Raw genomic sequence first — 12,614 nt, forward strand, 5'->3', positions numbered from 1 at the left:
CACTAACTCGCTGGCGAACTTCCGTGAGGCGACGCAAGAATCGTCACACGCCCGGTCCGGAGCGAACGTAAAGCTTATGCAAAAGGGAGGCCCGATGAGCACAGTCGTTGTTCGCCGGCCGACCCGTCGGCCGGAACCGGAATACCCGTCCGGCGACATCGTTCTCGACTCGCCACCCGAGCTTCCACAGCCCAGCGGCCGCGGCTGGGCCGGCATGCTGATGGCGTTGCCGATGCTCACCGGTGCGGCCGCGATGGCGTTGATGTACAGCCGATTCGGCGGTGGCGGCGCGCTCGGCTGGGTCACCGGCGGTCTGTTCGGCATGTCGGCGATCGGCATGCTCGCGGTCAGTCTCGGGCAGCAGTCGGGCGGGCCGAACAAACGCGAGATGATGCGCATGCGCCGCGCCTATCTGCGTCACCTCGGGCAGCAGCGCACCCGCGTCCGGAAAATCATCACGCGGCAGCGCACCGCCGCTTTCTACCGCAACCCCGACCCCGCCTCGCTGTGGAGTATCGCGGCCAGTTCCCGGTTGTGGGAAAGGCGGCCGGCCGACGCCGATTTCCTGCAGGTGCGCATCGGCCTCGGCGCGCAGGAACTGGCCACCCCGATCCTGCCGCCGGCCAGCAAGCCGCTCGAAGACCTCGAACCGATGTGCGCGTTGGCGCTGCGCCGGTTCATCACCACCTACGCCGTGCTGCCCGGCCTGCCGCTGGTGATGGCCGTCGACGGTTTCGCCACCGTGTATCTCCGCGGTGCGGCGCGGGGGCTGTGCCGGGCCGTCCTCGCCCACCTCGTGCTCTTCCACGCGCCCGACGACCTGCTGGTGGCCGTGTGCGCCGGCCCCGGCCGGCGCGAAGACTGGGACTTCGTCAAGTGGCTGCCGCACGGCCTGCACCCCATCAGAACCGACGCGATCGGCCCGGTGCGGCTGCACGCGCCGTCGGTCGTCGAGCTCGAGGCGCTCCTCGACGACGTGGTGGCCAACCGGCCCCGGTTCGCGGTCACCCAGGCCCAGGCGCGGCCGCCGGGCCCGCACGTGGTGGTGGTATTGGACGGCGGTGAGCGCGCCGGTTCCGAGCACCTGCTCGCCGACGGCGGCATCCACGGCGTCACCGTGATCGACCTCGACGGCCCGCCGCCGCGGGTCCTCGACCCGGCCCGCCTCGTCCTCGACGTCGGCGCCGACGGCACCCTCACCAGCACCACCTACGACGGCACCACCGTGATCGGCACCGCCGACGCCCTGCACGCGGCCGAGGCGGAGGCCGTCGCGACCCAGCTGGCGCCGCTGCGCCTGTCGGTCGCGGCGGAAACCGAGAGCCAGCCGCTGGGCGGCAACCTGGAGCTCGCCGACCTGCTCGGAATGGGCGACCCGCGCACGTTCGACCCGATGGCCGCGTGGGTCGGCCGGCCGGCGCGGGCGCGGCTGCGCGTGCCGATCGGCGTCGACCCCGACGGGTCACCGGTCGAGCTCGACCTCAAGGAGTCCGCGCAAGACGGCATGGGCCCGCACGGGCTGGTCATCGGCGCCACCGGATCGGGTAAGTCGGAGCTGCTGCGCACGCTGGTGCTGGCGCTCGCGGCCACCCACGACCCGGCCACGCTGAACTTCGTGCTCGTCGACTTCAAGGGCGGCGCCACGTTCGCCACCCTCGACCGGCTGCCGCACACCAGCGCGGTGATCACCAACCTCGCCGACGAGCTGCCCCTGGTCGACCGGATGAAGGACGCGATCACCGGTGAACTGATCCGCCGGCAGGAGATGCTGCGCGGTTCCGGCAACTTCGCGTCGCTGCACGCGTACGAGCGGGCCCGGGTCGCGGGTGCGCCGCTGGCGCCGCTACCCAGCCTGATGATCGTCTGCGACGAGTTCTCCGAGCTGCTCACCGCCAAGCCCGACTTCATCGAGATGTTCGTGCAGATCGGTCGGCTCGGCCGGTCGATGGGTGTGCACCTGCTGCTGGCCAGCCAGCGGCTGGAGGAGGGCCGGCTGCGCGGTCTCGATTCGCAGCTGTCGTACCGGATCGGGCTGCGCACGTTCTCCGGCGTGGAGAGCCGGGCGGTGCTCGGCGTGCCCGACGCCTATCACCTGCCCCGGTCCCCCGGGCACGGCTACCTGAAGTTCGGCACGGAGCCGATGGTGCGGTTCAAGGCCGCGTACGTGTCGGGGGTGCACCGGCCGCCGGGCGCGCCGCCCCGGTTGGTGGGTCCGGCGACGCCGCAGCTGTTCGACTACACGACGGCGTTCCAGCCGGAGGTCGCCCCACCGACCGCGCCGGTGCCGGACGTCATCGAGCCCGACCCGGGCGACGAGACCCTGCTCGACGTCCTCGTCGGCCGGCTGCGCGGCCGCGGGGCGCCGGCGCACCGGGTATGGTTGCCGCCGCTGCGCGAGTCGCCCGGTCTCGACGACCTGCTGCCGCAGCTGGTCCGCGAGCCGGAGCGCGGCATCACCGTCGGCAACGCCGAGGTGCGCGGCCGGCTCACCGCTCCGGTCGGCATCGTCGACAAGCCGGTGGAGCAGCGCCGCGACCTGCTGCTGCTCGACCTGTCCGGCGCGGCGGGGCACGTGCTGATCGTCGGTGGGCCGCAGAGCGGCAAGAGCACGCTGCTGCGCACGCTGGTCCTGTCGTTCGCGGTGACGCACACCGCCCGCGAGGCACAGTTCTACTGTCTCGACTTCGGCGTCGGCGCGCTGACGTTGCTGCGCGACCTGCCGCACGTCGGTGGGGTGGCGACCCGCCGCGACCCGGGCCACGTGCGACGCACCGTCGCCGAGCTCGCCGCCCTGCTGCGCCGGCGCGAGGAGGCGTTCGCGGCCGCCGGCGTCGACTCGGTGGCCACCTACCGGCGGCAGCGGGCGGAGGGCCGGTTCGCCGACGACCCGCACGGCGACGTGTTCCTGGTCGTCGACGGGTGGAGCACGATCCGCGCCGAGTTCGAAGACCAGGAGGCGGCGATCGTCGACCTGGCCAACCGCGGGCTGACGTTCGGCATCCACGTGGTGGCGACGGCCGGGCGGTGGATGGACGTGCGGCACACCGTCCGCGACGTGTTCGGCACCAAGCTGGAGCTGCGGCTGGGCGATCCGACCGACTCGATGATCAACCGACGGGTCGCGGTCAACGTCCCGGAGAACGCGCCCGGGCGCGGGCTGACCGCCGACGCCGCGCACTTCCTGGCCGCGTTGCCGAGATTCGAGAGCAGTTCCGCCGCTGACGGCACGGAGTCGCTCGTGAAAACGGTGGCCGACATCCGCACGGCGTGGGACGGCCCGCTCGCGCCGCGGGTCCGGCTGCTGCCCCGGCAGGTGCCGCACGACATGCTGCCGTCCGCCAACGGTGCCGGCGTGCCGATCGGGATCGCCGAGGTCGACCTGCGGCCGGTGCACGTCGACTTCACCGCCGACGCCCACTTCCTCGTCTTCGGCGACGCCGAGTGCGGCAAGTCGACGTTCCTGCGCGACCTCGCCCACCGCCTGATCGACCGCTACTCCCCCGCCGAGGCGAGGATCGTCGTCGTCGACCATCGGCGCAGCCTGCTCGGCGTCGTCCCGGAGACCCACCGGGCCGGATACGGCTCGTCGGCCGACAGCACGGCCGCGATCGCGCGCGAGGTGGCCAAGGCGATGCGGGCCCGGGTCCCCGGCCCCGACGTGACGCCCGAGCAGCTGAAAGACCGCAGTTGGTGGACCGGCCCCGAGGTGTTCGTGCTCGTCGACGACTACGACCTGGTCACCGCGGCCACCCCGAACCCGCTGGCGCCGCTGGCCGAGTTCCTCCCGCTCGCCCGCGACGTGGGCCTGCACCTGGTGGTGGCCCGCCGCAGCGGCGGCGCGAGTCGCGCCATGTTCGAGCAGCTGATGCAGCGGCTGAAGGAGCTGAACACGCCGGGCCTGATGATGTCCGGCAACCGCGACGAGGGCGCCCTCCTCGGCACGGTGAAGGGCAGCCCGCTACCGCCGGGTCGCGCCTGGCTGGTGACCCGCCGCGCCGGGCCGAGGCTCATCCAGCTCGCCAACCGCCCGTAAACGCGAATGTGACCGGCCCCCGGGGAGGGGAGCCGGTCACATCGGCTGGAGGATCAGTTGCGGGCGTAGGGGTTGGTGTCGTTGTCGCCGTAGTGGACGGTGTCGGCCACGCCGTCGTAGTCGGTGTCGGTCACCGTGCGGTCGATGTTGCCGTCCTCGTCCGGGTCCACCTGAACCTGGTCGACGCGGCCGTCGAAGTTGCGGTCGAACGCGGCCAGGTCGAGCTCGCCGTCGTGGTCGGTGTCGGCGGCGACAGCGTCGACGCGGCCGTCCTCGTTGGTGTCGGCGTAGACGCGGTCGGGGTGGCCGTCTTCGTTGGCGTCGACGTAGGCGGTGTCGAGGGCCGGGCCGCCGTGCTCGTCGGTGTAGACGACCTCGGCGCGGCCGTCGCCGTCGGCGTCGGTGGCCGCGATGTCGGCGTAGCCGTCGTGGTCGGTGTCGGAGACACCCAGCTGCGACCCGTCGGTGAACTGCGCGACGATCGTGTGGTCGTCGTGCGGCTCCTCGTAGGTGGGGGCGTCGTGGCCGTATTCTTCGCCGCCGGCGTTCGGGTCCTCGTACTCGCTCATGTCATGTCCTCCAGTGAAAGTGGAACGCATTCTGTCCTGGTTGCGCCTGCAGGAACCACACTATGGGCGGCAACCCGACAGCTCATCCCCGGTTCGTGCCACTGGGGCGATCATGATCCGGCGTTGTCGTGGACCCAGGACGCGAGCAGACCGCGGAAGTGCGCGACGAACCGGTCGTGCTCGTGCGGCGGGAACGAGGCCCGCACGGTCTCCAGCAGCAGCTCGTCGAACGCGGGCGAGCTCACCCATTCGTGCACCATCTCGTCGACGTGGGCGAGGCGGGTGGCGCAGAACTCGGTGTACCGCTCGGTCTCGAAGTACTCGTCGGCCAGCTTGCGGTAGCCGGCCAGCTTGTCGTCGTAGGACAGGTCGGGATCGTCGCCGATGTCGAAGTAGCGGCGGGTGTCGGTGTCCAGCCGTGGTTGGCGGTTGGTGACCACGCAGAAGGCGCTCCACCGCAGCAGGGCCGTCATCGCCCACGGGAAGTAGTAGTGCAGCGACGTGAGCGAGACGTCGGGGCAGGCGTTGGCGTAGTCGATGGGGTGCACCTCGGTGCCGCTGACCAGCGACTCGCACGAGTTGAACTCCCACCGGAAGAACGCGTTCACCAGGCGGGAGATGGTGACGACCTCGTCGCCGGCGTCGGGGGTCAGAAAGTCGTGGTCGACCGCGTACCGGTCGTGCATCGGCAGTTCGGGCCGGAACCGCATCACCATCGTCTCCGGACCGATGGTCAGCGACCGGGCGAAGACGTCGTAGCCCTCCACGGCCTGCTGCAGGTGCATGAGCCGCTCGCCCGACGTGTCGTAGGCGGCGTGCAGCTCGGCCGAGTCGCGGATCTTGGAGACGCCGACCCACGCGCCGCCGTCGTACGGCTTCATGAACAGGGGGTAGCCGAGCGAATCGGCGACCTCGTCGAGGTCGAACGGCTGGTTGTAGCGGGTGGCGGTGTAGGCGTACCGGGCGTTGTCCGGCGGGTTCTTGAACGGGACGAGCACGGTGTCGGGCACCTTCAGCCCCAGCCGCATCATCGCGCAGTAGGCGGCGTGCTTCTCCATCGACTGGAACGTGAACGGGCTGTTCAGCAGGTACACGTCGTCCATGAGCGCGGCCTTCTTCAGCCACTCGCGCGGGTGGTAGTACCAGTAGGCCAGGCGGTCGATGACCAGCGAGTGCCGCGGCTTGTAGCGCAGGTCGAACGGCTCGATGGTGACGCGCCGCGTGGTCAGCCGGTGGGTGTCGCCGGAGTCGTCGGCGATCACGCCGAGCCGGCGGACGAGCGTCTCGAACGCGCGCGGCCAGTCCTCCTCGGTGCCCAGCAGCAGCCCGATGATGTGTTCCTTCTCGCCCATGGCTGCCTCCTCATTAGCAAAACCGGGGTAGGTGGTGCGCGAGCTGTGCCCGCCACGATGGCCAGTCGTGCGGAACGTCGTACCCCCACAGGTCGAGCTCGTACCGGATCTCCTTGTCGCGGAGAAGTTCCGCCATCTTCTTCGTCGACTCCAGCGACCCGGTGGTGTCCTCCCACTGACCCTGCCCGCACACCAGCAGGATCGACAACCGTGACCGCAGCCAGTCGAGATGGTCGCCGTGGAGATGGGCCACGTAGTCGAGCGGGCTGTTGAAGTAGGTGCCGTCGCCGCGGTCGCCCCAGCCCCGCCACGCACCCGGGTCGTAGTTGCCGGAGAGGCAGATCGCCACCGGGAACAGGTCGGCCCGCTTGAACGCGAAGTTCAACGCGTGGAACGCGCCCATCGAGGCGCCGGTGGTGAGGATCTCGCCGGAGCCGGTGTCGGCCCGGATGAACGGCACCACCGCCTCGGTGATCCACTCCTCGTACTTCGTGTGCTCCGCCGCCCGGTCCTCCATCGGCCGGTCGGCGGCCGACCAGCTCGCCCCGTCGTGCGAGTCGACGCAGTACAGCTTGACCCGGCCCGCGTCGATCAACGAGGCGACCGCGTTGACCATCCCGTTGTTGGCGAAGTCCCACGCCCGTCCCTGCTCGGACGGGAACACCAGCACCGGCCGTCCCCAATGCCCGTACCGCACCACGGTCCCGGCCCCACCCGTCGACGGCGACGGCAGTTCAACAACATGCTGGCGCACGATAAGGATCACCCCCACACACGGCGTAGCAGATCGGTCAGGTGCGGATCCAGGGCGTCCCGCCAGGCGGTGAAGTTGTGCGCGTCGGGCACCTCGGCGATCGTCACCGGATACCCCTGCGACCGCAACGCGTGCGCCATCTCGCGGTTGTTGTGGCGGTTCTCCTCAGCGCGTCCACAGGTAATTGCGACCGGAACCGCGACGCCCGCCGTGGCCCGGACCACCCGCCCGACGAACCTCACCAGGCGAAGATACCGCTGGAAACCGGACTCGTGGCCGTCGTAGTTCGGCCGGAAGAAACTGCCCGACTGCAGGAACAAACCCGCGAAAAAAGCGGGGTGACGCCGCTGCGCGTGCAGCATCGCCAGCGCGCCCAGCGACGCGCCCATGCCAACGACCGGAGCGTCGGTGCCGAGCTCGGCCCGCACCCGCGGCAGCACGTTCGTGACCAGCGCCCGGGCGTAGCGGGGGTTGGCGGAGTACCACTCGTTGCGGTCGCCGGGCGACAGCAGCACCAGGTGGAACGGCGCGACCCGCCCGGCCCGGACCATCGCCGCGCAGTACTGGGTGAGCGAGGCGAACCGGTCGAACTCGGGGCCGTCGTGGGCGACGACCACCCGGTCGGTGCGGGTCGCCGGCGACCAGACGTGAACGCCGATCGCGGCGTTGAGCTCGGGCGCGACGACCGTGAAGTCCTGCGTCGACTCCTCCGGACCGTCCCACGTGAGCCACGGCGGCGTGACGTACCCCGCGCAGACCAGCTCCGACTTGTCGCCGAACGCGCCGGGCGAGCGGCGCGGGTTGGCCGGGTCGCACACCCACTCGGTGGCGCCGTCGGGGTGGCGCAGTTCGAACTGGTACTCCAGCCGGGCCACCGGCGGGCGGGGCACGGTGAGCGTCCAATGCCCGTCGTCGACAGCGAAGTCGAGCAGATGACCGGGGATGCCGACCGCCTGCTGGAGCCGGACGCCGGCCAGCCGCCTCTCGGGATCGGGGTACCGGAACGCGAGAACGCCGTCGCGGCACTCAGCCACGCGGATGGGCGTTATTGACGACTGCCATGAACGGAAGCTTAACGGGAGTGACGGGAGTGACACGGCACCTACGATGTGATCGATGGGCGTCGGTATGCGAACCCTCACCGCGGGTGCGGCCGTTGCCGCCGTCGCGGTTGCCGCCGTGGTGTACGTGCGGATGCCCGTCGGTGGCTTCCCCGGCCGGCCCGCGACCCCCGACGGCACCGTGGCCGTCTACGGACAGGGCGGCACGTTCGGGGTCGGTCAGCGCGACCTGCCCTCCGGCCAGTCGATGGGCTACCGGCTGGTGCCGGGTTGGGCCGCGCCGCCGGGCGTCATGGCGAGCGAGACGGTCGTCGCCGACGACGGCACGGTCGTCTGGGGCAGCCGCAGCCTCAACAACAACATCGACCTGCCCACGTCGGGCGAGCTCGTCCTCGGCACCTACCAGCCGGCGACCAACCGGCACGTGGTCGAACGGGTCCGCACCAGCACCGGCCGCACCGAGGTCCGTGACCCGCACGGCCGGCCGGCCGCGCCGTCGATCACCGGACTGCAGAAGCACGGGCGGTCGGTGGTCTTCACCGCCAGCAGCGGCATCTTCCAGCAGGACCTCGCCGCCTCCGGCGCGTGGCCGGTGCTCGGCGTCATGACCACTGTGGACGGTCGGTGGCGGGTCACCGGCCAGTGGACCGGGCGTCAGTTACGCGAGGCCGGCGGGGTTGCCGGCGCGGCGGCCTGTCCGGCCCGCGCGGCCGACACCGCCGAGAGCGACTGCCGCCAGTTCGCCGACCTGGCGGTGCTTCCCCGCTCCGGCCACGTGATCGCCACCCAGCAGTACGGCACCGGCCCCGACGTCGGACCGCAGCCGCCGCAGGTGCCGGTCGGCCCCACCGCGTGGCGCGGCAGCACACCCGGCGGCAACGGCGGCTTCGCGGCCATCCGCCTCGACGGCCCGACCCCGACCGTGGCGGCCCAGTACACCTACCCCGAGGCGCGCATACCGGGCATCCTCGACGGCGCCCCGCTGCGGGTCATCCCGGAGAACGTGTCCGCCGACCCCACGTCGGTGGCCGGCGACGAACGGTTCGTCGTCACGTTCAACGTCGCGCCGACCGGCCTGTACATCCCGCGGTTCCTCCAGGAGTTCAGCTACGACTCGGCCACCGGCGCCGTCCGGCCGGTCTCGGCACCGTTCATCCCGGGCGACCACAGCAGCGGCTTCGGCGAACCGTTCCTCGGCTTCGCGGCGACGCTCTACGACCGGAACGGCAACCTGTGGGCCGGCCGCGCCGACGCCCCGATCGGTGTCGCCGGCGGCAAACTGGCCGTCTACACGAAGGACGGCCGGCGGCGCTGCGCCGCCACCGCCGGTCCGAACGTCTCGGCCGAGAAGGGCATGGTCGCTTTCGGACGCGCGTGCGCGCCGGACTTCAACCTCCGCCCGGCGACGAGCACGCTCACCCCGCACGGCTTCGCCGAGGACCCGGCCACCGGTGCCGTCATCAGCCTGCACTGGGGCGGGCACGTACAGGCGTACCTGCCGACCGGCACCGGGCCGAACCTGACCTTCGAGGTCAGCAACGCCCTCGACCTCGGCCGCAAGCTGATGACCCAGCGGGAGGACGACGTTCCCGTCGGCTGGATCGGCGGCTTCGACGCCACCGGCCGGCTGTGGATGACCGGCTCCTCGCTGCGCGGCGGCGGCAACGACGCCCGGATCGACCACTACCTGTACTCGATCGGCGTCGGCGACCTGTTCGACCCGGCACCCGTCGACCTGGCGACCACACCCGGCCACTCCACGACGGTGCAGGCCGAACGGACCACCACCATCGCCACCCGCACCGCGCGGGTCGGCCCGACCGTCGAGGTGATGTCGGTCGCCGCGACCGGATCCTGCAACGACGTCTTCTCCGTCGACGCGTGCGGCGTCGACAGCGTCCGCGGCGACGGGTACGTGCTCCGCGACGACTCCGGCTACGGCGTGCTCGACGGCACCGCGATCGACTACCGGGTGCGAGTGGCGGCGGCCGGCACCTACCGGCTGTCGTTCCGGACCAGCACGTTCCGCGGCCACCCGGCCAGCATCTCGCTGACCGTCGCCGGCCAGACGGTCGTCACCCCGGTCGACACCGACGGGGCCTGGCTGACGATCGCCGCCACCAAGACGGTCACCCTGCCCGCGGGCACCCACACCGTGCGCCTGTCCTCCCCACCCAACGGCGGCGGCTGGTTCCTCAACCACATGCTCTTCCAACGCGCCTAGGGATACGCTCCGACGTGATGCGCGTCTTCTGGATCGACCAGGGATACGACCGCGAGCGGGGCACCGCCGACGCGGGCCGCTACGCCACCCACGTACGGGCCAGCGCGGGCGCCTTCACCGACACGATCGGCGACATCTCCCCGGTGGGATTCGCGTGCGTCGCGTGGCGGCTGGCGACGGACCTGGCACCGGGATACGTGCGGGCACACCGGCGCGTGCTCGACGCCACCTGCGTCCGCAACGAGTACGACGGCGGGCTCGGCGCCCGCGTCACGTTGATAACGCCCTGGCCCGCCGAACTCACCGCCAACCGCGCCTGGAACCACGACCAGGGCTGGCGCGACTGGCCCGTCGTCCTCGGCCAGTACGTCCAGCCGCCGGCGCGCGACCTCGCCCGCGCCCCGCACGCCCGCGCGACCCTCCTCGTCGAGGCGCCCCTGCCGCTCGACGGCCTGCCCGCGGCACCCGAGTCGGAGAAGGACGACCTCGCCACGGCCGCCACCCGGGCCGTCACCGTGCTCGTCCGCGAACTCAACACCCTGCTGGCCCCGATGGTCCGCCAGTTGGAGCCCGCCTAGGCTCTGTCGGGTGCGCATCGGGGTACTCGTTCTGCCGACCGACCCGTTCCCGGCCGCCCGGGACCAGGTGCGGAGACTGGAATCGCTGGGCTACGACAGCCTCTGGACCTACGACCACCTCTCCTGGCGGCGCTACCGCGACAAGCCGTGGTTCGCCGCCGTACCGTGGCTGACCGGCATGGCCGCGGCCACGTCGCGCATCCGGCTCGGCACGATGGTCGCCTCCCCCAACTTCCGCCACCCGGTGACGTTCGCCAAGGAGGCGATGACGCTCGACCACGTCAGCGCCGGCCGGCTCACCCTCGGCCTCGGCGCCGGCGGGATCGGTTTCGACGCAACCGTTCTGGGCGGCGAGGTGCTCACGCCGCGCCAGCGGGTCGACCGGCTCACCGAGTTCGTCGACGTCCTCGACACGCTGCTGCGCCGGCCCGAGACGTCGCACCGCGGCGCCCACTACACGGTCGACGGCGCCATGATGCTGCCCGGATGCGTGCAGCAGCCCCGGATTCCGCTCGCGATCGCCGCGGGCGGTGCCCGCAGCCTCAAGCTCGTCGCCCGCTACGGCGACGCCTGGATCAGCGACGGTGACGAGGACGGCGAGAAGGCCGTCCTCGAAAAGGTGAAACTGCTCGCCGAGCACTGCGATGCGATCGGACGCGATCCCGCCGGCATCGAACGCATCATGCTGATCGGCAACACCTCCGAACGCCCGCTCGCCAGCCTCGACGCGTTCACCGACTTCGTCGGCCGGTACGGCGACCTCGGTTTCACCGAGGTGGTCTTCCACCACCCGCGGTCCGACGACCCGGTGTGGACGGAGGATCCGGCCATCGTCGAGCAGATCGCCGACGCCTACTTCGACCGCGCGCCGAGCCAGCCGAACATGCGGTCGTAGACCGCGTCCGGTCCGAGGTCGGTGAGCTGGGTCGACGCCTCCTGGTAGCAGCCGGCGAGATACAGCACCACCGCCACCGGCTGGTCGCGGCGTTCGTCGAGCAGCATGGCCTGCCGGGTGGGGCAGGGCCACGGTTCCTGGCAGTCACGGCAGATCCAGTCCGGCCGCCGCGGCGTGTGTTCGGGCGGCGCTTGTTCGGGCATGTTCGGGCTCCCGGCGTGGGGAAACAACACGTGGACGCGCCGGACAGGGGGTCACTGGAAACTGTCCGGCGCGCCTGGCGGGAGCATACCCAATACGTCCATGAACGTACACGCTCGTATGTGACACAGAGTGAACGTGGACCCCGCGTTCGCGGAGCCCACGTTCGGTAGCTCAGGCGTCGAGGATCGCGGCGAAGCGCCGCTCGGCGAGGTCGAGTTGGCCGTTGATATGCGCCTTGACCTCGGCCTTCAGCGGAGTGTCCGTCCGGTCGAGCAGATCGCGGAGCACCGGGAGGAACCCGTTGTACTTGCGGGCGGACCGGCGGACCTTCGGCCCGACCGTGTGGATGATTCCGACACCGTTGTCAGTGAAGTCGGAGAGTTTCAGGACACGGGCCCATGGCTCGGCGTCGAGCGCGGTCGCCAGGTGCTCGACGTACTGCAGGTTGAGCGCCTGCCAGTCGGTGCCGCCGGCCGTGCCGGCCGCGGGCCGGTCGGGGTTGGTGACGGCGGCGACGAGCCGGGCGACGCGGGCCCCGTACTTCGCGGTGATGACGGCGAGGGCTGCCGCGCGCGGCGGCGGACCGTGGTTGGTGACCCCCGCCGCAGCCCACGGCTGGTCCTCGACCACGTCGTGGAGGAGAGCCGCGATCAGGACGTCGGGATCGGTGACGCGGTAGTGGCAGAGGATGCGGAGCGCGACCCGCAGGACGTGGTTGGCGTACGGCTCGCGGGTGCGGCGCTGGTCGGCGTGCAGGCGCTGGGCCCACTCGGCGGCGTCGGCGACGGTGTCGCGGGCGCCCGGTGGGAGCCGGCGGAGTTCGTGGGTGAGTCGCTGGGCCAGGCCGGCCTGCCCGTAGACCTCGGTAATGGCGTGCAACGGCATGGCGGCCAGTTGAGCGGAGCTGATGGGTTCTGAAGATCGTGTCATAGATCAAGAGTGAC

Annotated in this window: 10 protein-coding genes; 4 read left to right on the plus strand and 6 right to left on the minus strand. The window is 71.4% G+C overall.

Annotated elements, in window-relative coordinates:
• Positions 1–94 precede the first annotated feature (94 nt).
• Positions 95–4,033, plus strand: a complete 3,939-nt coding sequence (eccCa, locus tag Vau01_RS17310; RefSeq protein WP_203993531.1) for a type VII secretion protein EccCa — start codon at positions 95–97, stop codon at positions 4,031–4,033.
• Between the two features lie 53 nt (positions 4,034–4,086).
• Here the strand turns inward: eccCa and Vau01_RS17315 are convergent, their stop codons facing one another.
• The 4 genes from Vau01_RS17315 to Vau01_RS17330 all read right to left on the minus strand — a co-directional run bounded on the left by Vau01_RS17315 (position 4,087) and on the right by Vau01_RS17330 (position 7,742).
• Complete coding sequence (locus tag Vau01_RS17315; protein ID WP_203993533.1) at positions 4,087–4,602, minus strand: hypothetical protein; 516 nt, start codon at positions 4,600–4,602, stop codon at positions 4,087–4,089.
• A 110-nt stretch (positions 4,603–4,712) separates the two neighbouring features.
• The gene (locus Vau01_RS17320; RefSeq protein WP_203993535.1) at positions 4,713–5,954 is read right to left on the minus strand and encodes an ATP-grasp domain-containing protein; all 1,242 of its coding nucleotides are present in this window, start codon (positions 5,952–5,954) and stop codon (positions 4,713–4,715) included.
• 13 nt (positions 5,955–5,967) lie between these two features.
• Positions 5,968–6,708, minus strand: coding sequence for an esterase family protein (locus Vau01_RS17325; RefSeq protein WP_203993538.1), 741 nt, complete (start codon positions 6,706–6,708; stop codon positions 5,968–5,970).
• An 8-nt stretch (positions 6,709–6,716) separates the two neighbouring features.
• Complete coding sequence (locus Vau01_RS17330; RefSeq protein ID WP_239151658.1) at positions 6,717–7,742, minus strand: alpha/beta hydrolase; 1,026 nt, start codon at positions 7,740–7,742, stop codon at positions 6,717–6,719.
• Positions 7,743–7,824: 82 nt separating this feature from the next.
• On the opposite strand from Vau01_RS17330, the gene Vau01_RS17335 reads away from it, so the two are divergent.
• Genes Vau01_RS17335 through Vau01_RS17345 form a run of 3 tightly spaced genes read left to right on the plus strand, consistent with a single transcriptional unit; the run spans position 7,825 to position 11,466 of the window.
• Positions 7,825–9,993, plus strand: coding sequence for a carbohydrate-binding protein (locus Vau01_RS17335; RefSeq protein ID WP_203993541.1), 2,169 nt, complete (start codon positions 7,825–7,827; stop codon positions 9,991–9,993).
• A gap of 17 nt (positions 9,994–10,010) precedes the next feature.
• Complete coding sequence (locus tag Vau01_RS17340; protein WP_203993544.1) at positions 10,011–10,571, plus strand: hypothetical protein; 561 nt, start codon at positions 10,011–10,013, stop codon at positions 10,569–10,571.
• 10 nt (positions 10,572–10,581) lie between these two features.
• Positions 10,582–11,466, plus strand: a complete 885-nt coding sequence (locus tag Vau01_RS17345) for an LLM class flavin-dependent oxidoreductase (protein ID WP_203993547.1) — start codon at positions 10,582–10,584, stop codon at positions 11,464–11,466.
• On the opposite strand, the gene Vau01_RS17350 is transcribed toward Vau01_RS17345, so the two are convergent.
• Both Vau01_RS17350 and Vau01_RS17355 read right to left on the minus strand, forming a co-directional pair.
• Positions 11,424–11,669, minus strand: coding sequence for a hypothetical protein (locus tag Vau01_RS17350; RefSeq protein ID WP_203993550.1), 246 nt, complete (start codon positions 11,667–11,669; stop codon positions 11,424–11,426). The two genes, Vau01_RS17345 and Vau01_RS17350, sit on opposite strands and share 43 nt — an antisense overlap.
• 172 nt (positions 11,670–11,841) lie before the next feature.
• Complete coding sequence (locus tag Vau01_RS17355; protein WP_239151659.1) at positions 11,842–12,600, minus strand: HD domain-containing protein; 759 nt, start codon at positions 12,598–12,600, stop codon at positions 11,842–11,844.
• Between the last annotated feature and the right edge of the window lie 14 nt (positions 12,601–12,614).

This window comes from Virgisporangium aurantiacum, assembly GCF_016863635.1.
GTDB classification, from domain to species: domain Bacteria; phylum Actinomycetota; class Actinomycetes; order Mycobacteriales; family Micromonosporaceae; genus Virgisporangium; species Virgisporangium aurantiacum.